This window comes from Nonomuraea mangrovi, assembly GCF_042681425.1.
GTDB lineage: Bacteria > Actinomycetota > Actinomycetes > Streptosporangiales > Streptosporangiaceae > Nonomuraea > Nonomuraea mangrovi.
In genome coordinates this window covers 1-22,431 of sequence record NZ_JBHUFV010000104.1, presented here as the reverse complement: position 1 = coordinate 22,431, position 22,431 = coordinate 1, and the positions used below count along the sequence as shown (strand labels likewise).

26 protein-coding genes, 1 tRNA gene and 1 pseudogene are annotated in these 22,431 nt (G+C 68.6%); 11 read left to right on the top strand and 17 right to left on the bottom strand.

From position 1 onward, the window contains the following. Positions 1–67 precede the first annotated feature (67 nt). Together ACFSKW_RS52320 and ACFSKW_RS52315 are read left to right on the top strand one after the other, a co-directional pair. On the top strand, positions 68–817 hold the full coding sequence (locus tag ACFSKW_RS52320; protein WP_379582948.1) for a MerR family transcriptional regulator: 750 nt from the start codon (positions 68–70) through the stop codon (positions 815–817). Beyond that, positions 817–1,635: a hypothetical protein gene (locus ACFSKW_RS52315; RefSeq protein ID WP_379582946.1), complete on the top strand. Its 819-nt coding sequence runs from the start codon at positions 817–819 to the stop codon at positions 1,633–1,635. Before ACFSKW_RS52320 ends, ACFSKW_RS52315 begins: the two co-directional genes overlap by 1 nt. Before the next feature lie 10 nt (positions 1,636–1,645). Here ACFSKW_RS52315 and ACFSKW_RS52310 read toward each other — a convergent pair whose 3' ends face one another. Both ACFSKW_RS52310 and ACFSKW_RS52305 read right to left on the bottom strand, forming a co-directional pair. Beyond that, entirely contained in the window at positions 1,646–1,816 is a 171-nt protein-coding gene (locus ACFSKW_RS52310; RefSeq protein ID WP_379582944.1) for a hypothetical protein, read from the bottom strand. Further along, complete coding sequence (locus ACFSKW_RS52305; protein WP_379582942.1) at positions 1,813–2,256, bottom strand: hypothetical protein; 444 nt, start codon at positions 2,254–2,256, stop codon at positions 1,813–1,815. The genes ACFSKW_RS52310 and ACFSKW_RS52305 overlap by 4 nt, the downstream gene beginning before the upstream one ends. 91 nt (positions 2,257–2,347) lie before the next feature. On the opposite strand from ACFSKW_RS52305, the gene ACFSKW_RS52300 reads away from it, so the two are divergent. Continuing rightward, positions 2,348–2,893 carry a hypothetical protein gene (locus ACFSKW_RS52300; RefSeq protein ID WP_379582940.1) on the top strand — a complete coding sequence of 182 codons (546 nt, stop codon included), beginning with the start codon at positions 2,348–2,350 and terminating at the stop codon, positions 2,891–2,893. 48 nt (positions 2,894–2,941) lie between these two features. Beyond that, positions 2,942–3,445 (top strand): hypothetical protein, encoded by a 504-nt coding sequence (locus tag ACFSKW_RS52295; RefSeq protein ID WP_379582938.1) that lies wholly within the window; start codon positions 2,942–2,944, stop codon positions 3,443–3,445. Positions 3,446–3,508: 63 nt separating this feature from the next. On the opposite strand, the gene ACFSKW_RS52290 is transcribed toward ACFSKW_RS52295, so the two are convergent. Continuing rightward, positions 3,509–4,984, bottom strand: coding sequence for a cobyric acid synthase (locus ACFSKW_RS52290; RefSeq protein WP_379582936.1), 1,476 nt, complete (start codon positions 4,982–4,984; stop codon positions 3,509–3,511). Between the two features lie 99 nt (positions 4,985–5,083). Between ACFSKW_RS52290 and ACFSKW_RS52285 the strand changes: the two genes are divergently transcribed. Further along, the gene (locus ACFSKW_RS52285) at positions 5,084–6,370 is read left to right on the top strand and encodes an MFS transporter (protein ID WP_379583009.1); all 1,287 of its coding nucleotides are present in this window, start codon (positions 5,084–5,086) and stop codon (positions 6,368–6,370) included. Here ACFSKW_RS52285 and ACFSKW_RS52280 read toward each other — a convergent pair. Together ACFSKW_RS52280 and ACFSKW_RS52275 are read right to left on the bottom strand one after the other, a co-directional pair. Next, on the bottom strand, positions 6,303–7,424 hold the full coding sequence (locus ACFSKW_RS52280; RefSeq protein WP_379582934.1) for a cobalamin biosynthesis protein: 1,122 nt from the start codon (positions 7,422–7,424) through the stop codon (positions 6,303–6,305). The two genes, ACFSKW_RS52285 and ACFSKW_RS52280, sit on opposite strands and share 68 nt — an antisense overlap. Next, positions 7,408–8,190 (bottom strand): phosphotransferase enzyme family protein, encoded by a 783-nt coding sequence (locus ACFSKW_RS52275; protein ID WP_379582932.1) that lies wholly within the window; start codon positions 8,188–8,190, stop codon positions 7,408–7,410. Before ACFSKW_RS52275 ends, ACFSKW_RS52280 begins: the two co-directional genes overlap by 17 nt. 175 nt (positions 8,191–8,365) lie before the next feature. Between ACFSKW_RS52275 and ACFSKW_RS52270 the strand changes: the two genes are divergently transcribed. After that, entirely contained in the window at positions 8,366–8,806 is a 441-nt protein-coding gene (locus ACFSKW_RS52270; protein ID WP_379582930.1) for a lamin tail domain-containing protein, read from the top strand. Positions 8,807–8,888: 82 nt separating this feature from the next. Then, positions 8,889–8,962: transfer RNA gene (locus ACFSKW_RS52265), tRNA-Arg, on the top strand. Between the two features lie 240 nt (positions 8,963–9,202). Here the strand turns inward: ACFSKW_RS52265 and ACFSKW_RS52260 are convergent. The 4 genes from ACFSKW_RS52260 to ACFSKW_RS52245 form a co-directional block, all read right to left on the bottom strand. Continuing rightward, the gene (locus ACFSKW_RS52260) at positions 9,203–9,943 is read right to left on the bottom strand and encodes a tyrosine-type recombinase/integrase (protein WP_379582928.1); all 741 of its coding nucleotides are present in this window, start codon (positions 9,941–9,943) and stop codon (positions 9,203–9,205) included. A 34-nt stretch (positions 9,944–9,977) separates the two neighbouring features. Beyond that, positions 9,978–10,586 (bottom strand): hypothetical protein, encoded by a 609-nt coding sequence (locus ACFSKW_RS52255; protein ID WP_379582926.1) that lies wholly within the window; start codon positions 10,584–10,586, stop codon positions 9,978–9,980. Next, a complete protein-coding gene (locus tag ACFSKW_RS52250) occupies positions 10,583–10,771 on the bottom strand; it encodes a helix-turn-helix transcriptional regulator (protein WP_346131382.1) in 189 nt (62 codons plus the stop codon). Before ACFSKW_RS52250 ends, ACFSKW_RS52255 begins: the two co-directional genes overlap by 4 nt. Positions 10,772–10,903: 132 nt before the next feature. Continuing rightward, positions 10,904–12,067 (bottom strand): replication initiator, encoded by a 1,164-nt coding sequence (locus ACFSKW_RS52245; protein WP_379583007.1) that lies wholly within the window; start codon positions 12,065–12,067, stop codon positions 10,904–10,906. Positions 12,068–12,126: 59 nt separating this feature from the next. Between ACFSKW_RS52245 and ACFSKW_RS52240 the strand changes: the two genes are divergently transcribed. Further along, entirely contained in the window at positions 12,127–12,420 is a 294-nt protein-coding gene (locus ACFSKW_RS52240) for a GIY-YIG nuclease family protein (protein WP_379582924.1), read from the top strand. A 189-nt stretch (positions 12,421–12,609) separates the two neighbouring features. Here the strand turns inward: ACFSKW_RS52240 and ACFSKW_RS52235 are convergent, their stop codons facing one another. The 4 genes from ACFSKW_RS52235 to ACFSKW_RS52220 all read right to left on the bottom strand — a co-directional run bounded on the left by ACFSKW_RS52235 (position 12,610) and on the right by ACFSKW_RS52220 (position 16,190). Further along, entirely contained in the window at positions 12,610–12,960 is a 351-nt protein-coding gene (locus ACFSKW_RS52235) for a hypothetical protein (protein WP_379582922.1), read from the bottom strand. Between the two features lie 290 nt (positions 12,961–13,250). Further along, positions 13,251–13,583 (bottom strand): hypothetical protein, encoded by a 333-nt coding sequence (locus ACFSKW_RS52230; RefSeq protein ID WP_379582920.1) that lies wholly within the window; start codon positions 13,581–13,583, stop codon positions 13,251–13,253. A gap of 523 nt (positions 13,584–14,106) precedes the next feature. Then, on the bottom strand, positions 14,107–14,499 hold the full coding sequence (locus ACFSKW_RS52225; protein ID WP_379582919.1) for a hypothetical protein: 393 nt from the start codon (positions 14,497–14,499) through the stop codon (positions 14,107–14,109). 629 nt (positions 14,500–15,128) lie between these two features. Continuing rightward, positions 15,129–16,190 carry an integrase core domain-containing protein gene (locus tag ACFSKW_RS52220; RefSeq protein WP_379582917.1) on the bottom strand — a complete coding sequence of 354 codons (1,062 nt, stop codon included), beginning with the start codon at positions 16,188–16,190 and terminating at the stop codon, positions 15,129–15,131. Positions 16,191–16,375: 185 nt separating this feature from the next. Here ACFSKW_RS52220 and ACFSKW_RS52215 point away from each other — a divergent pair, with 185 nt between their 5' ends. The 3 genes from ACFSKW_RS52215 to ACFSKW_RS52205 all read left to right on the top strand — a co-directional run bounded on the left by ACFSKW_RS52215 (position 16,376) and on the right by ACFSKW_RS52205 (position 19,513). Continuing rightward, positions 16,376–17,518 (top strand): transposase, encoded by a 1,143-nt coding sequence (locus ACFSKW_RS52215; RefSeq protein WP_379582915.1) that lies wholly within the window; start codon positions 16,376–16,378, stop codon positions 17,516–17,518. 369 nt (positions 17,519–17,887) lie between these two features. After that, positions 17,888–18,781, top strand: coding sequence for a TIGR03620 family F420-dependent LLM class oxidoreductase (locus ACFSKW_RS52210; RefSeq protein WP_379582913.1), 894 nt, complete (start codon positions 17,888–17,890; stop codon positions 18,779–18,781). Between the two features lie 456 nt (positions 18,782–19,237). Next, the gene (locus tag ACFSKW_RS52205; RefSeq protein ID WP_379582911.1) at positions 19,238–19,513 is read left to right on the top strand and encodes a hypothetical protein; all 276 of its coding nucleotides are present in this window, start codon (positions 19,238–19,240) and stop codon (positions 19,511–19,513) included. Between the two features lie 482 nt (positions 19,514–19,995). Here ACFSKW_RS52205 and ACFSKW_RS52200 read toward each other — a convergent pair. From ACFSKW_RS52200 to ACFSKW_RS52185, 4 genes and pseudogenes are all read right to left on the bottom strand, one after another. Next, positions 19,996–20,085 (bottom strand): annotated as a pseudogene (locus ACFSKW_RS52200) (NAD(P)-binding protein); the annotation flags it as partial. Between the two features lie 90 nt (positions 20,086–20,175). Further along, the gene (locus ACFSKW_RS52195; RefSeq protein WP_379582909.1) at positions 20,176–20,598 is read right to left on the bottom strand and encodes a nuclear transport factor 2 family protein; all 423 of its coding nucleotides are present in this window, start codon (positions 20,596–20,598) and stop codon (positions 20,176–20,178) included. A gap of 239 nt (positions 20,599–20,837) precedes the next feature. Continuing rightward, positions 20,838–20,969 (bottom strand): hypothetical protein, encoded by a 132-nt coding sequence (locus ACFSKW_RS52190; RefSeq protein WP_379582907.1) that lies wholly within the window; start codon positions 20,967–20,969, stop codon positions 20,838–20,840. A gap of 149 nt (positions 20,970–21,118) precedes the next feature. Beyond that, positions 21,119–22,431 (bottom strand): transposase (locus tag ACFSKW_RS52185; RefSeq protein ID WP_379582905.1); only part of this gene is annotated, 1,313 nt, incomplete at its 5' end.

Here is a 22,431-nt window from a genome sequence, read left to right as displayed (position 1 = left end):
CCTGCTCCTGACCACCGGCAAGGCCCAAGTTTGACCTTGACGTAACGTCAACGTGTGTAATGGCCGCATGCGGATCGGAGAGCTCGCAGCCCTGGTCGGGGTGTCGACCAGGACCGTGCGCCACTACCACCACCTGGGCCTGCTGCCCGAACCCGAACGGCTCGCCAACGGCTACAGGGAGTACCGGCTGAGGGACGCCGTCCTGCTGTCCCGCATCAGGCAACTGGCCGGGCTCGGCATGTCGCTGGACGAGCTGCGCGACGTGCTGGCCGACGACCAGGGCAAGGACCTGCGCGAGGTGCTCCAGGAGCTGGACGCCGACCTGGCGAGGCAGCAGGAGGCCATCGCGGTCAGGCGTGCCAGGCTGGCCGTCCTGCTCGCCGGGACGGACCTGCGCCCCGACTCCATCGTGCCGCCCGACATGGCGGCGGTGCTGCACGACCTGTCGGCGGGGGCATCCACCTTCGCCGCGCTCGACCGCGAGCTGCTCACCCTGGTGGGCAACGTGGCCGACCCCGCCGACCGCGCCCACCTCGTCGACCTGATGCGGCCCCTCACCGAGCCCTCCGCGCTGGCCAGAGGGCATGAGCTCTACCGGAGGCTCGACGAGCTGGCCGAGGCGAGCCTCGACGACGGGAGGCTCGCCGAGCTGGCCGGCGACCTGGCCGCCCATCTGCCCGACGACCTGGTCAGGCCGATGATCGAGAACGCCGGCTCCCAGGGCAGCGGATGGCTGGAGGCGCTGAACGACGAGATGACACCCGCGCAGGTCGAGGTGTTCAGGCTGCTCATGATCACGTTGAAGGGACGGGTGTGATGCTCAGGCTGGCACGAGCCGCGCTGTACACGGTCATCCCCGCCGAGCTGCTGCTCGCGGTCCTGCTCGTCTCGGGTGTCTCACTGCCGGCGCCGGTGCTGCTGCTGGCCGAGGCGGTCGTGCTGGGCGTGCTCGCGCTGGAGGCGGCGACCGCCGTCCGGCTCTACCGGGCGGCGCGCGGGCAGGGGTCCGACCGGCGGTCGGCGCTGCTCTCGACCGTCGACCGGCTGCTGCCGGTGACGGTGCGCAAGGTGATGGAGTTCGAGCTGAAGGGCATGGCCAGCCTGGTCCTGTGGGTGGCCAGGCGGCGCCACGGCGTGCCGCAGGGAGCCACGGCCGTGCCGTACTCGAGAGAGCAGTCGACGACCATCCTGATCATGCTGTTCGTGATGGTCGTGGAGACGGTCGGCATCGACCTGCTGCTGGTGGCCCTGGACGTGCCCGCCCCGGTGCGCGTCACCGTGCTGATGCTCGACCTCTACGGCATCGGGTTCGGGCTGGCCTTCGCCGCCGCCTGCGTCACCAGGCCGCACGTCGTGACCGGCGACGAGCTGCGCGTCCGCTTCGGCGCCTACTTCGACCTGCGCATCCCCCGCGAGCTGATCTCCTCGGTGCGGGTGGCGCGCAACTACAACGAGACCGGCATGATCCAGGTCTCCGACGGTCGGCTCAGCGTCGCCGTCGGCTCCCAGACCAACGTGGTCGTCGAGCTGGCCGAGCCCATCACCGTGACGCGCCCGCTCGGCCGTCGCGAGACCGTCACGAGCGTCCGCTTCTTCGCCGACACCCCGAGCATGGTGCGGCTCCAGGGCGCGTGACCACCCCGCCTCACGAAGGAGGACGGCTCGCGCGGGCCGCACGCTGGGCGTCCCGGCGAGCGGCCCGCTGCTCGTCCTCGTCGAGCGTGGAGTTGACCACGACGATCGGCTCGCCGTCGACCCAGGTCAGCAACCAGCCCTGGTCGCGCGGCAGCGCCCGGTAGACGGTGCGGGCGATCACGGCAGCTCGCCCTCGCTCAGCCGGTGGTCCGCCGCGGTGCCGTCGGCACCGGTCCTGCCGGGACCGCCGGGACCGCCGGGACCGCCGGGACCGCCGGGACCGCCTGCCCGCACGCGCCTGACGACGTCGACCGTCCTGCGCCAGTCGTCGGCCTCGTGGCCCCGCCACGAACGTGTCCCGCGCAGCCCGATGACGCAGCGTGAGCCGTCGATCGTCACCGTCACCTGCTGGAAGCGGCCCCGTCGCGGCGAGCGGACGGCTGTCACGTACTCCAGAGGCGGCGGCTCGGCCTCCGTGAGGTACTCGATGAGGCGCGTGGCGCGCCGCAGCCGCTCCCTGGTGAGCTCCAGATCGCGGACGAGCCTGTTGTGCCACTCGATGCGCTTGCTCGCCCTGGCCGCGCGCCTGACGAGACCGGCGATGGGATCGACGTCGTTCATGGGGGCCTGCCATGGTGCTCGACAACGGTGGTCAGGGCGCCCCACATACCCGTCACGCGATTGAAGCACACGGCTTCCGTAGACTCCAGGGATGCGGCGGGTGAGCAGCACGGTGATCGTGGTGGCGGGGGAACACGCCGCCGAGGTGGTCGCGGGACTGGACGGCATGCGCAACGTGCGAGCTCTCACGGCCGTCGAGCGCGGGCCCGACCAACTGGCAGAGGCGGTGACCAGGGCACGGTCCACCTACGTGGTCCACGACGCCGACCCGCTCGCCGAGGTGGGGCGCGCGTGGGCGGGCTTCTTCGACGGCACCGAACCCGTCGGCGGCCTCGAGGTCGCGGTCGAGGAGACGCTCGCGGCGCTGCGGGCCGAGCGGCTGGTGCTGCCCGACTACTACGTCGTGCTCGAACCCGACGAACTGCCGGCCACCGTGCGGCACTGGTGGCTGGGAGTGCTGGCGGGCGCCGCGCCGGTGCGGGTGGTACCCGCGCCGCCGTCCGCGGGCGCGGTCGCCGAGTTGCTCGGCCGTCTGCAGGCGGGGCGGTGGTGGCCGCAGGACGTCGAGGCGTGGCTGCGCGAACTCCCCCGCGTCGTCCCCGACCGCGCGGGCCTTTCCGCTCAGCCCTCCCCCTGACGGCACGCCTGACGGGTCGACCGGGCGGGCGTGAAGGACACTGCTGTCATGAACGCGCGTGATACAGGTGCGGCACCTGAGCGGGTGGAATTCGCGGGCGCCGTGTACGGCTCGCTGCTGGCGGCCTCCGTGGTCGTCGGCTCCACCGCCGAGGGCGGGCCACCCGCCGCCGGAGAGCTCATGGTGCTCCTGATCTGCACGGGCGTGGTGTTCTGGATCACCCACGTCTACGCCCAGATCGTGAGTCACGGATACCCGATCAAGCCCCTGACCTGGGAGAGCCTGCGGGCGGTCGCCAGGCACGAGTGGCCGCTGGCGCAGGCGTCGTTCCCTCCGGCCATAGCCGCCGCGCTGGCCGCCGGGCTGGGCCTGTCCAACACGGTCGCGGCATGGGCGGCGTTGTGCGTCGCGGTGGCCGGCCAGGTCGTCTGGGCCGTCGCGGCCGCGGTCAGGATCCACGCCTCCACGCGGGTGGTCGTCGTCTCCGGGATCGCCAACCTCGTCCTCGGCCTGGTCCTCGTCACGCTCAAGACCGTGATCTCCACCCACTGAGCCTTCCGGCGGCTCGCCGGTTCGTCACCCGACCCGCAGATCATCACCCTGCCCCGCGGATCGTCACGCGCCCGGCGGGAGGAACGGCACCGCGGGGGCGCCCTTCTCGATCAGCCTGAGCAGCGCGTCGGTGTCGAGGTGCCGCTCGACCAGGTCGCCGAGCGCGTCGAGCCGTTCCTCCCTCAGCCGAGCGAACGACACCCCCGGCGCGGGCACGAAGTCGCGGCCCGCCCGCGCCGCCACCTCCGACAGGAAGGCGCGCCTGAAGTCGTCGTTCTCCAGCGCGCCGTGCCACGTCGTCCCCCACACCGCGCCCACGGTGCACCCGTCGAGGAACGGCTCGCCGCTCTCGACCGTCGCGACGCCGTGGTGGATCTCGTAGGCCGACACCGCGTGGCCGTACGCCTGCCCCGTAGGCCTGGCCAGCCGCTTCTCCTCGGCGAACCGCACCCGTACGGGCAGCAGCCCGAGCCCTTCGACGTGCCCCGCCTTCGACTCCACCTCGTCCACGATCTCGCGGGCGAGCATCTGGTAGCCGCCGCAGATGCCCAGGATCGGCAGCCGCCTGGCCGTCAGCGCGTCGGCCAGCCCGGTCGAGCGCAGCCACGCCAGGTCGGAGACCGTCGCCTTCGAGCCGGGCAGGACGACGAGGTCGGCGTCGTCGAGCTCGCCGGGGGCGGTGACGAACCTGACCAGCACGCCCGGCTCGCCGGCCAGCGCGTCGAGATCGGTGAAGTTCGAGACCCGCGGCAGTTTCACGACCGCCACGCGGAGGGTCTGCCGACCGTGGGGCGTGCCGGTGACCGTCTGGCGGCTGTCGAGCGCGAGAGAGTCCTCGACGTCGAGCCACAGCCCGTCGAGCCAGGGCAGCACGCCGTACACCTCGCGGCCGGTCAGCCCGCGCAGCGTGTCGAGCCCCGGCTGCAGCAGTTCGACCGCACCCCTGAACTTGTTGACCACGAATCCCGAGACGAGGGCCTGGTCCTCGGGAGACAGCAGCGCGACGGTGCCGTAGAAGGCGGCGAACACGCCGCCCCTGTCGATGTCGCCCACCACGACGACCGGCAGGTTCGCCGCCCTGGCCAGGCCCATGTTGGCGATGTCGCCGCGTCTGAGGTTGATCTCGGCGGGGCTGCCCGCGCCTTCGCAGATCACCACGTCGTAGGCCTCGCGCAGCCGGTCGAACGACTCCAGCGCCCGCTCTCGCAGGAAGTCCTTGAGCGCGCCGTACTCCATCGCGTCGACGTCGGTCAGCGGCCTGCCCATGAGCACGACCTGGCTGCGGCGGTCGCTGCCCGGCTTCAGCAGGATCGGGTTCATGTCCGCGACCGGCTCCAGGCCCGCCGCCTGCGCCTGCATGGCCTGCGCCCGGCCGATCTCCGCGCCGTCGGCGGTGACGAAGGAGTTGAGCGACATGTTCTGCGCCTTGTACGGCGCGACGCGCACCCCCTGCCTGGCCAGCCAGCGGCAGATCCCCGCCGTCACCACGCTCTTGCCCGCATCCGACGTGGTCCCCGCGACCAGCAAAGCACCCTTCACCCGGCAACCGTAGCGGCCCACGCTCTTGGCACATGCTGTGACTTCTGCCACTCTGTCTGGAACAAACTCCTAGAATCAGATTCTGGAAAGGGCGTGAGCATGGTCGGCACGCTTCCTCCCACAGGGATCACCGCCGAAACCCGTGCGCCGTACGGCTGGACTCCCCTTGTCGTCCTGTTCGTCGTCGGCCTGGTCGATCGCGTCGAGAACAACCTCCTGTCAGGCGTGCTTCCCCACGTGCAGGCCGAGTGGGGCTTCAGCGATACCGCGGCCGGCTCGATCCCGACCGCGTCGGCGCTGGCCGCCGCCATCGTCGCCATCCCCGCCGGCTACCTCGCCGACCGCGTGAACAGGACGAAGATCCTCGCGGTCGTCGTCATGCTCTGGGCGGTGGCCACGCTCGGCTCGGGCCTGGCGGCGGGCTTCGCCATGTTCTACGCGATGCGCGTCTTCCTCGCCGCCGCCGAGAACATCGACAACCCCGCGGCCGGATCCCTGACCGCCGACTACTACCCGCCCGTCACCAGAGCCAAGGCGTACGGCCTGACCAGGGTCACCACCTACCTCGGCGGCATCGGCACGCTGATCGGCGGCGTGCTCGCCCAGGCGTACGGCTGGCGGACCGCCTTCCTCGTCATGGTCGTCCCCGGGCTGATCGCCGCCTACCTGTGCTGGCGGCTGCGCGAACCCGCTCGCGGACACCTGGACCAGGTCGTCGCCGGCGGAGCGGGCACGGTCGCCGACAGGCGGCCTGGACGGTTCACGGAGGTGCTGCGCATCCCCACCCTGGTGATCGTCTGCGCCGGGCTCGCGCTGCTCACGCTCGGCCTGGCCGGCATCTTCTACTGGATGCCGTCGCTCATGGTCCGCAGCTTCGGCGTCGGCACCGGCGTCGCCGGATCGATCAGCGGCCTCATCACGGTCACGGGACCCGTCCTCGGCACGCTGATCGGCTCGCGGCTCGGCTCGAAGTGGCACGGCACCGTCAAGGGCGGCCGCCTGCTGGCCGGAGGCGGCGGCATCACCGCGGGCTCCGTGGTCCTGGCCGCCGCCCTGGCCATGGAGTCCCTGCTGTGGCTGAGCGTGCTGACGCTGCTGGCCAGCACGCTCATGTCGATCGCGATCCCGAACATGACGGCCTCGCTGGCCGACGTCGTCGGCGCCCACGCCCGCGGACTCGGATTCGCCGTCCTGCAACTGCTGACGACGTTCGGCGGCGCGTTCGGATCGCTGATCGTCGGCCGCGTCTCCGACAGCAGCGGGTCGCTGACGGCCGGCATGTACGCCCTCATCCCGCCCATGGTCATCGGCGGCGTGATCACGCTCCTGGCGCGTGGCTTCTTCGAGCGCGACGCGGCCAGAGTGCTGGAACAAGCACGGCAATAGCGGCGGCGGCGAGGCTCACCGTCCTGGTGAGCCTCACCGCGCGGCGGATGTCGCGCACCTCCGGCTTGGGCCCGTCCCCCATCTCGGGCCGGTGCTCGACCCGGGAGCCGTACACGTTGGTGCCGCCCAGCGTCACATCCAGCGCGCCGGCGAACGCGGCCTCGCACCTGCCCGCGTTGGGGCTGGGATGCCGGTGACCGTCCCTGCGCAGCACCCGCAGCGCGCGACCCCTGTCAGGAGCGGCGAGTACGGCCAGCAGGCCGGTGATCCTGGCCGGAACGTAGTTGGCCACGTCGTCGAGCCTGGCGGCGGCCCAGCCGAAGTTCTCGTACCTCGGCGAGTGGTGGCCGACCATCGCGTCGAGGGTGTTGACGGCCCGGTAGGCGAGCAGGCCGGGGACGCCCGCGACGGCGCCCCAGAAGAGGGGGGCGACGACGGCGTCCGAGGTGTTCTCCGCCAGCGACTCGACGGTGGCCCTGGCCAGTTCGGGGGCTTCGAGCGCGCTGGGGTCCCTGCCGCAGAGGTGCGGGAGGCGTCTTCTGGCGGCCGCGAGGTCGTCGGCCTCCAGGGCTTCGGCCATGTGGGCGCCTTCGCGAGCCAGCGTGGTGCCGCCGAGAACGGCCCAGGTCGCCGCCGCCGTCAACCCCGCCTCCAACGCCCACCCCAGCACCGCACGGCGGCCTTCCGCACCCAGCCCCGCCCGGCTTGCACCCAGTCCCGCCCAGCGACCTTCCGCACCCAGCCCCGCCCAGCGACCTTCCGCACCCGGCCTCGCCCGGCGGCCTTCCGCGCCCAAGGCGGCCCCGGCTCCCGCCCGGCTTGACGCGAGCGCGCCGCTCGCCCGTCGTGCGATGAGCCCCAGTCCTGCCGACGCCCCCACGCAGATCGCGACATGCGCCACCCCGTGCGGCCTGGCGTCGCCGTACAGGCGCTTCTCCAGCGCCGCGGCGGCCCGCCCGAACAGCGCGACAGGGTGACCACGCCGCGGATCCCCCACGACGGCGTCCACGAGAACCCCCAGCGCGAGCCCCGCAGATCTAGACGAGATGTGCATGAACCTCATCTTCGTGGGTGTCGAGCCATGCCGCGGCCCGCCGGATGCGCTCGCCCGCGCCGTCCGCCCACATCCTGGCCCAGCCGCCGCCCTCCGCCGCGCGAGCCCTCATCATCTCGTACGACCGCCCGAACCTCAGCCTCGCCAGCGGGATCAGGCGACGGCGCTCGCGGGACGGCAGGCCGTACGCGTCGCAGAAGAGGCGTACCCGCGCGCCCGCGTCGACGTCGCGCAGCAACGGGTGCCTGTCGACGGGGTCGGCGATCGGCGCCCAGTGGCGCAGCGTCGTGACCACGTCGAACAGCCTCGTCGTCGGCCGCGCGAGATCGAAGTCGATGAGCGCCACCGGCCGGTCACCCCTGAAGATCGCGTTGTCCGGGGTCAGGTCGCAGTGCCCGATCACTTCGGGAGCCGCGTCGTCGTTCGACCCGCCCTCCCAGCGGTGGCCCGCCAGCGGGAACCCCGCCGTCGCGTCATGGAAGCCGCGCAGCAGCCCAGCGAGCCGTTCCAGCGCCTGGTCGGTGACGGAGTCGGCGGTCAGGCCCGCCGTACCGGGGACGAAGGTGATGATCTCGCGACCGGCGGCGTCCACGCCCACCAGACGCGGGGCGCCCTCGAACCCCACCGCCTCCAGATGGCGGAGCAGAGCATGCACGGCGGGGCTGGATCGGCAGGTGGGTCTGCGCACAGTGTCGCCGATTCGCACCACTCCGTCCGTCACGTCCCCGCCCTGCAGCGGAATCTCGTGCAGGACCGTCGCGACCATGCCACGACACCTTAGCCCTATTTGTACGGCCCCCGCCTGGGGATTTCGGACAATCGCCATGTCAGGTGATGTTCACAACGTGAGTCAACGACCACACCGCGTGAACCCGTCCGCGAGGCCGGTCGTCTCACTCTGCACACACCCACACATCCCACACATCGCAGAGGAACCACCCATGCCGCTCCCCCTGGCCCTGATCGCCGCCCTCACCGCCTCCACCGCGTTCGCCCCCTCCTCGGCCGCCCCCGCCGTACAGATCACCAAGGTCTACTACGACTCCCCCGGCGTCGACCGGCGCAGCAACACCTCCCTGAACGGCGAGTACGTCACGATCCTCAACACCACCCGCCGGCCGGTCGACCTGGAACAATGGACCATCAAGGACAAGACCGGCTACACGTACACGTTCGGACCGGACGCCGTGCTGGGCCCCGGCAAGAAACTCACCCTCCGCACCGGCCAGGGCAGCGACACCCCGTCCACGTCATACTGGGGACGACGCGCCTACGTCTGGAACAACGACAAGGACATCGCCTATCTCCGCGACCCGGACGGGAAGCTGATCGACTCCTGCTCGTACAACAGCAGCAGGACCGACTACCGGAACTGCCTGTAGGGGCGGCCCGGGAGGACGAGTACGCGTGACACGGGAAATCGAGTACGTGCGCACTCCCAGGATCATGCACAATTGTGCGGGAGCGCCCTTAGCTCAGCTGGATAGAGCATCGGACTTCTAATCCGACGGTCGCAGGTTCGAATCCTGCAGGGCGCGCAACCGAGACCAGGCAATCTGACGGTTGACCTGGTCTTTTGCATGATCGGGCGAGGTTCCCTGTAGGCAGCTCTAGGCGGCCCGAGGCAGCTCCATGCCACTGATCCCGGAACATACGCGGAATGCTCTCGGCCACGTTTCCGCAGGTCGACGGGCGAGTTTCGGAGCGCGGTACGGGGAATCCGATGCTGCAACGAAGAAGGACCCCGGGGTTTCCCGGGGTCCTTCGAGACTTCCTGATCATGCGGCCAGCGCGTCCAAGATGCGCTTGTTGGCCACCTCTTGTTGCCCATCGATGCACTTGGCGTAGACGCGCAACATCACGTCCACTCCGTGCCCGGCTCGTTCGGCCGCCTCCGGTGCGTGCACGCCCGCGTTCAGCCAGAGCGACACGGCCGCGTGTCGAAGGTCATAGGGTCTGCCGGCCAGCGGAGAGGCCACCTGATCGGGGGTGAAGGCGTAGGTCCGAGCTTCCCGCCATACCTTGGCGTAGGCCGAGCCGGAGATCAGCCCGCCCGTCCGCGTTCGGAAGAGACGCCCGTCCTCCCCCACGCCATGCGTCGCGATGTGATCGCGAATGATCGAAACGAGGTCCGGCGGGATCGGAACCGGCCGGGTCTCCGTCACCTCGCGGTGCTTGAGCCCGCGCTCTTCATGGGTCTCGCCCGAGTCGGTGTACCTCTTGTTGCTCTGAGGACGGGTCTTCTCCAGCGTGAGTAGTCCCCAGCCCTTCTCGGGCAAGTAGCAGTCCTTGTCGCGCAAACCTGCCGCCTCAGCGGGACGCAAGCCCCCGAAGTACATGCAGGCGAACAGGGCCGCGAGCATAGGACCGCGTGTCCTGCCCACGTAGGTCACCGCGGTCAGAAGCGCGCGTGCCTGCTTCGGGTTGACCACGCAGCGCCGATCGATCTCGCCGTTGGTCTTGGTCTTGCGGAACTTGACCTTGTGCAGCGGGTTTGCCGAAAGCTCTTCCAGCTCCACGGCGTATTCGAGGAGGTGGTGGAAGACGGCCCGCTTACGCCGGTAGGTCGCAGTCCCCGCAGCCGTCCCGTCCAGGAGCAGCGCGACTGCTTCGAGAGCAGCACGGACGTGCTTCGGCTCTTCGAGGGCCCTTCAAAGGTAGCGATGCGGATTCCAGCCACTTCACCGCCTGCATGATCTCGGCGGTCGGCTCGGGGCGACGATCCTCCGGAAGGAAGGAGTACTGACGCAGCGCGCGCCTGATGATCTGGCTGTCAGGCCGGCCTTTCAGATTGCCCGTCAACACGGGGGTGATGTTGGCCAGTGCATCGGTCATGCCCTCACGGGACTTGGCCGCCGCGTGAGGCCACCAGGCGTGAACGTAGGCGACCGCGAAGGGGTACCACGTGCGAGCGTTCTTGGCTCTGGCCATGGAGGCTGGCAGGCCGCTCTCCAGCTCGAAGGCTTCACCGTTGCGCGCGGCCTGGCGCAGCTCGGACAGAAAGCTCTCGGCCAGGCCCTTGGTCTTGAAGGTGGACGACTTCTCACGGTTGCCGACCGTCCAGCGCACGGTGTGGGAGACGATGCGCGGCTTCTTTCCGTTGCCGTCGTTGCGGGTGTTGATGCGGATGTCCCAGAACTTGACCTTGTAGGAGGTGTTCATGCTGCGCTCCTGAGGGATTCGAGCCAGGCGTTGAGGTCGCTGCGGTAGATGCGGAGTTCGCCGTTGGGCAGGCGGATGCCTTGCGGTGCCTTGCCGATCTCGCGCCAGCGGTAGAAGGTGCGGCGGGAGATGCCGCCGAGTTCGTCGAGGACCTGGGCCACAGTGAGGAGTTCGTCTCGCTTCACGCCGCCACCGCCTCAGTTGCCGAAAGATCCTGGCCGGTGGCTTGGGCTTCCAGCTCGCGCAGGTGGGCGCGCCAGCGTTGGCGGTTGCTAATTGACCGGAGGAGGCGCACGGTCAGCGGCTCCACGTTGGCGTCACCAGCTGGAACAGGGCGCCAGACGTAGCGGTGCGGGTCGGGGGCTTCGTCGGTCTGGCCGAGAGCTTTCAGGACCCCAGGTGCGGCGATCTTGCTTGTGTTCGGCCAGGGTCTTGTTCGACCACTTGCGGGAGACCAGGACGCGGCGACCGGCGTAACCCAGGTGCGCCGGCTTGTGCGCCTTGCCCCGGCACCGGCCGGGAGACATCCCCGCCTTGGCCCCCTTCGGTTGCACCCCGTAGCGCAGCCAGTTGGGGCAGGTAGGCGAGCAGGGCTCGTAGCGGAGGGCATCGACGAAACGGGCAGCGTGCTCGCGCTGGGCCTGGCCGTCGAGGGCCTGGTCGAGGCTCTTGGTGAGGTACTTGGACAGATAGCGGACGCACTGGTCGGCATCCGGTGTGCCCGCGAGCACGCCCTTGACGTCGACTTGGTCGCCGAAACGGATCACGTGCGCCGGTTGGGCTTCCGGGTCGGTGTCGAGCTGGTCGAGGGCCTCGTCCCAGGTGGGCAGGACCTCGCCGGTTGCCGGGTCGAGGTAGCCGACTTCCTCGTCCCAGACGGGCAGGTGATCGCCGTCGAAGCGGACTTCGTCGATCTGGGGCCACCACACCTGGTGGTAGGTCGCGGCGGCGATCTGCTTGATCTCGGAGCGTGGGAGGGTGCCGCGGATGGCCATGTGCAGGTGTGGGGCGAGGCGCTTTTGTGGTTCGACGCTGGCGAAGTACTGCACGTCGTAGCCCGCCACGCGGCGCAGATTCTGCACGAACCGGTCGATCAGCTTGGAGAAGTGCAGCGCGTCACGGGCCGCCCGCGTGTAGTCGTAGGCGTCCGGGTCGACCGGAGCGCCGTTCATGACCTTGCCGTAGGACGGCAGGGTGAGGGTGACGAACAGCGACGGCCGGTAGGTCACGCCGTCCGAGCCGGTGAAGACCCGCCCGAGCGTGGTGTTGGTCATCGTGCGCTTGGGCAGATCGGGAGCGTCCTGCCGCCGGCGGGTGGATCGGGAGCGCTTGGCGGTGGTGCGGCCGAGGACGTTGCCGCGCATGCCCGCCTCGTTGATCTCCTCGTCCAGGTCGACGATGACCGCGTCGAGGTCGGTGGTGTCCTCGCCGAGGCGGTCGGCTTGGTCGCGTTGGGCTTGGATGTCGGCGCGGAACTCGATCAGCCAGCGTTGTTCCTCGTTGGCTGGGTCGGGGGTGATGGCGGGTTCCTCGTCCAGGTGTGGAGCCGGAGGACCGCGTGCGCGAACTGGGCGATGCGTCAGTCCCGTTCCGGTTCGACACGCATGCGCTGATCTTCAGCGAAGACGCCGTGGGCCTGGAGGCGCGTCTGCACGCGGAGCTGAATGACCGGCGGCTCAACAAGGTGAACCTACGGCGAGAGTTCTTCCACGCCACTCCGGCGGAGGTACGGGGCCTGTTGCAGAAGATTGCTGGTCAGCACCTCCTGGAATACCGCGATACGGCCGAAGCTCTGGAGTGGCGGCAGTCGGCTGGGGCGACTGAACCGGCCTAGCTCCGCCATCCGTTAGCGGATGGGATGGCTGTTCACCCGCTCGCGGACTGCCGAATTGCTCTCATAGGGATCAAGGGCGGCGCAAGCGCCGCCACGCGGCCCGAGCTTGCGGGCCGCACGCTGCGCGTGCGGCCTGGGGGCCGTTCTCGCGCGCGCCCGCCACTCGGGCCGCGCGAGGACAAAGCCGTTCTATTCCACCTCGCCAGTCGGCGACTCACGCCAGGCCTCCCAATGGAAGGCATCGCGCCAACCCGAGATGCGATACATCCACATCGTGAATGCCTGAGCCACCACTCGGATGTCTCGGCATGTGGTCTGGAAGTGAGCGTCGGCGCCACCATCGCGATGCTCCAACCAGTACGTTCCATCATCCTGACGGTATGCCTGCATGTAGTACTCAGAGTTTTCCGCATCTGAACGTTCCAGGATGAGGAAACGGTTCTTCGCCGACAACTCATTCAGGAGCTTGCGGATGTCCTCCGAAGTCGGGCCATCAAGAGAGTCACCACGCTCATTGAGCGCGCGAACGGCTTCCTTCACGGACAGAGAGTATGCCTCCGGCGGGGGCTCTCCGGCTCCGGGATGATCGCCGCGCGCCCTTGGAGTTCGTAGGTGGCTGAGGTGGAAGCCTGATCATCCCGCCCGCCATCGACCGGGACAAGCCGAGCAGACCAGGGCCACGGGTACCAGATCGTTCGTCCGGTGGGGCGCTCCATCTGGTACCCGTGGCCCTGGCCCGCTTCCCCTGCGGGCGGGTCGACGGCAGACGGGAAGATCAGGCGAGTGAGGTATCGCAGGAACCCGGGCGAGTGCTGGCGAGATCGGCACTATTAGGCTCTTGAGCCGTCCACCCATGCCCAAACGATCACCAGCGCTTCGGGGTTGGTCGCTGGCCTGTTGATGGCTTCCAGAATCTCCGGCTCATTCTCCAGGTACATAGGGTCGAACGGGCGCAGAACGAGTTCGTTAGTTTCCCAATTAGGAGATTCCATGGTCACGGACACGGGGAGGCTGTCATTGGTCGTTCTCCATCCACGGCCGCCCAAGTGTTTCATGGCTTTCTTAACCGAGTCCGTGCCGTTCTCGCCTCTGGTATCGACTACAAGTGTGGTGATGACATCAGTGGTGCCCTCGTAGCCGCCCTCTGAGGTCGACTCACCCATGACCCCTCCGATGCTGCGCGCCTCATTAAGGACTGCAGGGTCCACCCGAAGAGTCGTGTGAGTGAGTCCGCAGCTTGAAACCAGCACGCCACCGATCAAGAGGGCAATGGCCATCATCCGGACATGGCCTATCTGTCTCCGGTGGAGGCGTACGCGCTCAGATAAGGACATGGCAGGCGTGCTCGCTTCCGACGGCGCTGCAGGAGAAGGAGCACGATCATCTCGTGCGCCATCGACCTGGGACAAGCCACTGGAGCGCGAGGCCAACACCTGCTAGATGCGGCTGACCCATTGGCAAGCAGGTGATTCACCGAGCTTCCTGGGAGCCATCTTGGGAGCCACTGGAACGGACGATCATGAACTGCGGCGGACGGAGACGTACGGTGAGGATGCCGCCAGACGAGGTGGCGGACGCCTATGAACGCCCATGAAGATCGTTTGGGGACCTACGGATTAGAAGGCAAGGTGTGCCATTCGATCCAGGAGCGAAGCCGCTGGAAGGTTTCGGCCAGAGTGGGCCTGGTCAATCCCCGTAGCAGTGCAACATCAGATCGGGCACTGTACGCCAGTTCATCAGCAGCTTCCGTATGGCCGCTACTAATTCACGCTGTACGTCATCGCCAGCAACTGCCTCCAGACGATCGACGTCAGCCTCGAGCAGGGGTAGGTCACGGTGATCGAGAACGGTGTCCGCCCATGGGTCGAGCTGCCCGAGAATCGGTAGCCTGTTGCCTCCGGCACTGTTCACCAGTGGCAATAGCTTTTCCACCTCCACGTCCAGCAGCCAACCTCGCTGCTGCGCGATCTCCCACTCCTCAGCATTGGCGTGGCGGTGCTCACGGCGCTGGGCCCGAGTAGCCCGACGTAGGCTCTTCGGGCGAGTCTGTGGAGGACGCAACGCCAACAGCAGGCCCATGCCGACGAGAGTACTCGCAAGATCCGGAACATGTTCGGAATGATCTTTATCGGGTCTCAGGTACCTGAAAGCCGCGCGCAGGTCAGCACGGTCGCACAGCTAGAAACGACGTTCCACTTCTAATCCGACGGTCGCAGGTTCGAATCCTGCAGGGCGCGCTTTGATCATGGCGTTGACCTGCGGAAACGCGCGCCACGGCACTCTTGCAGAACATTGTTCCGACCCATCCGTGCTCCTACCGTGCTCGCCCATACCAACCCTGTACACACCATGATCACCATGCCGTTCATCACCGCACTCACCACCCCTGCCACATGACGAACGGCCCCGTCCCGCCGCGATTCCAGCGGAACGAAGCCGTCATCTCCCCCGGCCGAGCCTCTCCCTCTCGCTACACGCGAAGCTGCCGCAGAACGCCTCGGCCCTCATCGCCATCGCCTAGTGCGGTGACCATGAACGTTCGCCGGGTCGGGTGATCACGCGGCCCGGTGCGCTGGTCGTCCCCAACGTCGTTGTTTCTCGCTGCGGATGCGGGCGCGTTCACGACGTTGGGCGTCCAGCACGTCGGGGTGGCGTGTAGTGCTTCAAAACTCGCATGTACGGTCTGAGCTGGGGTTCCTCTGCCTGGCTTATGCGGCTCGACGGTACTCGTTGATCGCGCCGCCGAGCACTTTGCGGCGTTCGATCCGGCCTTCCATCGGCACCGCCAGCTGTTCGTCTTGATCGGGTGGTCGTTGCCCTCGCGCCTGGTGAGGTCGGTGGCCGTTGTAGTGACCGATGTACTCGTCCAGGACCGCGCGCAGGTGACGTTCACCGTAGATCAGCATGCAATCAGTGCACTCGGCTCGCACCGTCCGGATCCAGCGCTCGGCATAGCAATTCGCCCGAGGTATCCGCGGCGGCGTCTTCAGCGCCGTGATGCCCGCGGCGGCAAAGATCTCATCGAGGACGGCGGTGAACTTGGCGTCCCGATCGCGGATGAGGAAACGGAACACTGCTGCTTGCTCACCGAGGTCGATCAGGAGATTGCGGGCTTGCTGAGCGGTCCAGGCGCCGGTCGGGTGAGAGGTCACGCCCAGGATGTGGACGCGTCGCGTACGGACCTCCATCATGAACAACACGTACAAGCGCTTCAGAAAGATCGTGTCAACATGGAAGAAATCGCAGGGCAGAAGCCCCTTGGCCTGGGCGCGCAGGAAGGCCCGCCAGGAAGTATCGAGATTTCGAGGCGCCGGGCTGAAGCGGCGTGAGCGCAGCACGCGCCGCACGGTCGCCTCGCTGATCTGGTAGCCGAGCCGCACCAGTTCTCCATGCACGCGGCGGTAGCCCCACGCGGGGTTCTCCCGCGACACACGGATGATCAAGTCCCGGATCTCCCGGCTCGTCCTTGGGCGCCCGGGCCGATGCGGGTAGGTCCAGGTCCGGCGGGGTAGACGACGGTGCCAAGTCAGCAACGTCGCCGGGGTGACCAGCCGATGGGCGCGCAGCACGCTCGGTAACCACTGGGCCATCGCCGCGAGAATGGCCCAGTCGGCCCAGTCCGGCTTGGGGCGCGCGACCTGACGCCGCAGTACTGTCACCTCGTGACGCAGCACCATGATCTCAACGTTCTTCGACGCTTGGCTGCGGCCCAGCAACATCAGCCAGCCGAACACCCGGACCGTGATCAGATAGAGCAGGCGAACAGGCACAAGGCGTGATCTTGTCCGTGCGGGCGGAGTCAGTCAAACCACAGCTCAGAGTCGTGACTGCGTTTTGACGCGGTACAGCCCGCCTGGCCGCACGCCTGGCTGTGGCGGTCAGCCGGATGACCCTGATCCGACTGATCCGCGCCCTGCCCGAGCCCGCGCTCCAGAACGGCCCGGCCGTGCTGGGCGTGGACGACTTCGCCCTGCGCAAGGGCAGGATCTACGGCACCATCCTGATCGACATCAGCACCGGACGACCGATCGACGTCCTACCCGACCGCACCGCCGACACCCTGGCCACCTGGCTCCAAGAACACCCCGGCGTGGAGATCGTCTGCCGCGATCGCGCCGGTGCCTATGCCGACGGCGCCAGCCGCGGGGCACCCGAGGCTACTCAGGTTGCTGATCGCTGGCATGTCTGGCGAAACCTCGACCAAGCCGTCGAACGCACCATCGCCACGCACCGCCGGCATCTGCAGGCCATCAGCCCGGCATCGGTTCCCCAGTCCGGTCCCGCCCCGGCGCTGCTCGCGCCACCTCCGCCTGCTGCCCAGCCGCCGCGCACGCCGGAGACCAGGCAGGATCGGGTCGCGGTCCGCACCCGTGAACGGCATGCCGCCATCCACGAGCTGCTCGCCCAAGGCCAGCCCCTCCGGCAGATCGCCCTCCGGCTGCATCTGGGCCGCAACACCGTCCGCCGCTTCGCCCGCGCCACCACCCCCGAAGAACTGCTCGTCCACGCCGGCACCGGCCAGCAGGCCAAGAGCCTGGAAGTCTTCGACGACTACCTGCGCCAGCGCTGGGCCGACGGCTGCACCAACGCCGAACAGCTCTACCGCGAACTACAAACTCGCGGCTACCCTGGCGCCAGCACGGTGGTCCGCCAGTACGTCCGGTCGTGGCGGACCGCTCTTCCTGCCGCGCCGCCATCGCAGCGGCCCCCTACAGTGCGGCAGGCCGTCGGCTGGTTCCTGCGCAACCCCGCCAACCTCGACCCCGACGAACAGCGTGGGCTCGACACGCTGTGCGCCACCAGCCCTCAGCTTGCCGCACTGCGCGGTCATGTCCGGCACTTCGCCGAGATGATGACGCACCGCCGCGGTCGGCAGCTCGACGCCTGGATGACCGCGGTCCTCGCCGACGACCTTCCTGAGCTGCACTCCTTCGTCAAAGGTCTACGCCGTGGCCGGGATGCCGTCGCCGGCCTCACCCTGCCCTACAGCTCCGGCCCCGTCGAAGGCCACGTCAACCGGATCAAAACGATCAAGAGGCAGCTGTACGGCCGCGCCAAGCACGATCTCCTCCGCCTTCGCGTCTTGCTGGCGGACTGATGGCCCACTCACGGAATGTGTGCCTGAGCCAGAATTCGGCCGTCGTTGACAGCGCAGCAGGTCGGCGCGGCGAGTTGTGCTGGCTCGGTCAGCGCGGGGCGCGGCCCAGGCCGAACTCGCCGCCATTCGGGATGAACGGTTCCGCAGCTCGTGGTCCCCCGTAGCACCGCCGCGTGGTGGACGACATGACCATCGCGTGCGGGACTCCGGCGAAGGCGGCCGGTGTGGCGGTTGAGCACCGAATGGGCAGAGAAATGACCTGGGTTCTGGACATTTCGTTGAGGAAACATCTTGGCTTGCGGTTTCGATCTATGGACCCGAGCCGCATTCCATATGTCAAGTAGATCGGCAGGACCGAGGGGATGTTCCATGGGCGGTATCGACGGTATGGATCTGGGCACGTTCGGCATCTACACCTTCGACTTCGAGCATCAGCCGGCCGCGCAGATGCGCGAGTCAATCCAGGAACTGGAGAAACAGGGTTGGCGGGCGTTCTGGATGCCCGAACTCCTCGGACGTGAGGCGCTCACCCACGCCGGCTTTCTGCTCTCCTGCACTGAACGCCTGCACATCGTGAACGCCATCGCGCAGATCTGGTCCCGCGAGGCCAGGTGGACGCACGGCGCCGCCCTCCTGCTGGCCGACGCCTACCCCGACCGGCACGTGCTCGGGCTGGGGTTCGGCGGGCAACGACGGCCGGGGACCAAGCCGCTGGCGGCCATGAGCGCGTACCTGGACGAGATGGACGCCCTCGAGATGCTCAACCCCGCGCCGAAGGCCCAGGTGCGCCGTATCCTGGCCGCGTACGGGCCGAAGATGCTCGAACTGGCCCGCGACCGCACCGCCAGAGCCCACACGTACCACGTCACCGTGGCGCACACCGCGCAGGCGCGGCAGATCCTCGGCCCCGCCGCGTTCCTGGCCGTTGAGCACGCGGTGCTGTTCGAGACCGACCCTGCCGCGGCCCGAGCCATCGCCCGCCAGCACCTGGCTCCCTACCTGAACAGCCCGTACAACAGGACGAAGTTCCGCCGCCTGGGCTACGCGCAAGAGGAGATCGACGGGGGCGGCAGCGACCGGCTTATCGACGATGTCGTGTTCTGGGGAGACCTCGACACCATCGTCGGCAGACTCCACGACCACGTCACGGCCGGCGCCGACCACGTCGCCGTACAGGTGATCGGGATCGAACCGGGCCAGACGGCGATGCCCTACTGGCGCGAGCTCGCCGACGCGCTCTCCCCCGCGCACGTCAATGCCTGAGGGAGCCGGAGAACCACCGTTGGCTTGGTGGCGTCCAGCGCAGGTGACACAACGCGGCCTTCCGCGACCACTGTCCACTTCACAGTCCGCTCCGTGACCAAGAAATGAGCCGCTTGTGTTCCCAGGAACGCAACGTGTCATAAGCGGATCGAGGGCCGCGTGCGTCGTCTCCTCGTACCGGAGGACGAGCTCTTCCGGGTCGCTCTGCGTCCGCAACGCGTAGCGCAGCAACTCGGCCTGCACCAATGCCATCGAGATCCCCTGGCAGAACGTCGGGTTGGTGGTCGCTCACACGTCCCCGACGCTGACCAGTCCCGTCACCGACAGCACTCCGGTGATGGGCTCGCCGTACGTGGCCCACTCGCGCAGGTGAGGGAACAGGGCGACGGCCAGGTCCCAGACGTGCTCCTCGTACTGGAGCCCTAGCCCGCCGCATTCGAGGTTGCAGCCGAGCCGGTGCTGCGCGACGAGCGGGCGGTCCTCCTGGTGGACACCTTCGAACGGATCCAGGGCCTGGAGGGCTGGCTGCGGGAGCGCTTCCTGCCGCGGCTACGGGTGGGCGCGCTGTTGGCCTTCGCCGTCGGCCATCCGCCGGCCTTGCTGCTGAGCGCGGCGGTGGCGGTCAAAGACGGCGGAGCGAGCAGGCGCTGGACGCGCAACCAGGATGGTGGCGACCCTGCTGGGCCAACTGATGGGCGAGGTGCCCTCGGCTGCCCACCGGCACGCCCTTGAGATCTGCGCGCACGCCTACACGACCACAGAGGACCTGCTGCGCGCGGCCCTTCCGGAGGACGCCGGGGCGCTGTTCGGCTGGCTGCGGCGAGCGGGATCCCGCCCAGGCGCTGCGCGATCTGCCGGAACCGGCCATCGAGCGCGTCTGCGCCCACCTGTGGCACCGCGAGCTGTGCGGCACCGGGGTGCCGCACTCGCACGCGGGATAGAGGTTCAGCTCACGCCATCGCTGCCTGGCACGTCTCGACCGATCCGTGCCAGGCGGGACGCGGCGTAAGCGTCGGCCGGCCTCCTTGGCCAGCCGTCGCGAGATCGTGCCGCCCAAGCGGATGACGCCCCGGAGATTCGGGCGGGCGGCCGCCGGATCGATGCGGCCGTTGGTGAGCAGCGGTTGGATCATGCGCTAGTCCTTGCTCGCGCACATGTCGTAGCCGACCGACTCCTTGTAGGTGTTGATGTAGATGGCGTCAGCCTGGCCGCGCGCCTGACTCGATCAGCAGCACCCGGCAGGACGGATCGGCACTGAGCCGGTAGGCCAGCACGCATCCGGCCGATCCGGCTCCCACGATCATGTAGTCGTAGGCATCGCTCTGTTGAGCGGGCTCGGCGGACGGAGGGGAAGACACCCTGCGTGTCCTTTGGTTGTCTTGTGGGGACATGGGCTACTGCGTGGCTCGCCAGATGGTGTGGGTGTCGAAGACGGTCTCGAACCGCTGCGCGATCCCGTCCAGGAGGTGCCAGACATGGACGAACCTGGCCACTCCTTCCTTACCGGTCGTGCGATTCACGCCGCGGTACTCGCCCTGGACGAAGAGCTTGTCGCCCACGGGGGTGAGCTCGAACGTGATGATCGTGAAGTCGGACCAGTCGACGGCGATCGGCGCCATCGCCTTTTCGAGGACCTCCTGGGGGCCGTGGTAGGTGCCGCCGGTCGCGCCGCCGGCCGCCACCGTCCACGTGACGTCCGGCGCCAGGCGCTCCATGAACCCCTGCATGTCGCCCGTGGCCAGCGCCGAGTAGATCTCGGTGACGGTCCGGCGGTTGATCCGCTCGGTCGGGCTGAGGGTCTTCGTCTCGGTTTCCATCGTGTGCAGCTCCTCAGTCGTCTGGTGTGCTGCCGATAGCCGACTACGAAGCACTGCTCATTTCCCAGACCGTCCGGCCGCCGATTTCCGCCCACCCGCGGTGCCGGAGCGGCGCGTTCAGCCTTGTCGCGTGGCGGCTGTGCGCCCAGTCGCGGTCAGGGGATCAGCAAGGTCTTGCCGAGGGTCCGCCGCGCGCCGATCGCGGCATGCGCGTCAGCGGCGCGTTCCAGCGGGAACGTCTATCCGATGGCCGGTCGCAGACGCCCGGCCGCGCTGTCGGCCAGTGCCTGCACGGACATCTCGTGCATGGCGGCCGGTGGGGGAAGGCCGACGCCCCGTGCGGCCGCCTCCTCCTCGGGGATCCGGGTCATCGTGCCGCTGCCGGCGGCGAAGGCGATGAACCGGCCACCCGGCCGGACCAGTTCGAGGACGCCGCGCCCGATGGCGCCGCCACTGGCGTCGCACGCCCATGCCGCCGGTCGTGGTGGCGACCCTGTACGACTCTGCTGGTTAACTCATTTCATGCGGCCAAGGCTGGTTCGAGTTGGGCCAGGCGGCTGGTGCGTTTCCGGGCCAGGGGGTGGCCGTTCCACCAGGAGTTCAGCCGGATCAGGTTGATGGCGATAGCGGAGACGATGTGTTCGAGGTGGACTTTCTTGATGCCGCGGTAGCGGGCACGGCGCAGGCCGGTGACCGTGACGGCTTGGTGGATGGTGGCCTCGATACCGCACCGGAGGGCGTATTGGTCGCGCCAGGTGAGGGTGGTCTGTTCGGCGCGGGCCGCGTCGAGGGTTTCCTGGATCGCTCGTGGGTGCAGGGTGAGGTGGCGGCCGCTGTGCTGGGCGCTGGTGCATAGGGTCCGCACCGGGCAGGGGCGGCAGGTGTTGAGTGGGAAGGCGGCCACGATCATCGGGCGGTTCTTCTGCCGGCAGGGTGTCCAGGAGGTACTGGTCTGTCCTTGCGGGCAGGTGACCTGCCGGTTGTCCCAGTCGATGGTGAAGGCGGCGCGGTCGTAGCCGTTGCAGGTGCGGGCTTGGACGGAGTTGTCGGCCCGCAACGGGGTGATCAGGTTGATCTGGTGCTGCTCGCGGGCGGCGACGATGAGCTCGGCTGAGGAGTAGCCGGCATCCAGGTAGTGCTCGGCGGGCAGCAGGCCGCGCCGGGCCAGGTGCTGATGGATGGTGGCGGTCATCGCCGTGTCGGGCACGGTGGCGTCGGTGGTGGCCACGTTCGTGATCAGGTTCGGCGGCCTCGTGCCGGGGGCGGTGCCGGGGTCGGCGAGGATGTCTTGGGTGTCGGGGCTGCGGTGGCAGGTTTCGCTGATGTGCACCTTGTAGCCGTTCCACAGCAGCTCGCTGCCCTTGGCCGCCCAGCGGGCATCGAGATCGTAGGGCGAGGCCAGCCGGTATCTGCCCGGCGGCAGTCCCTCGCCGCCCGATGCGAGGTCCTGCCGCCGTTTGATCACCTGCCGTCCCCGCCGGTCGGTGGTGCGGACATAGTGTTGGATCAGCATGATGCGCAGCACATCGACGGCCGGCAGGTGGCGCAGCCAGGCCGGGGAGAACGGCGCGTAGACGGCCTCGACCAGCGCATAACCGTCCGCCCCGTAGACCCGCGCCAGCTCTTCCTGCTTGGTCTTGGAGGTGGGCATCCGCCAGGAATCGACCCGCAGCCCGTAGCGGTCGGCCCAGCCGGGCACCTCCAGCACCTGTCGCACCCAGCTGGGTGCGGCCACCGCCAGCGCCTCCAACGCGGCCCGCACGCATTCCCCGGCCAACTCCACCCGGTTCACATCACGCACCGCGGAGATCACATGGGTGGAGTCAGTGCGCT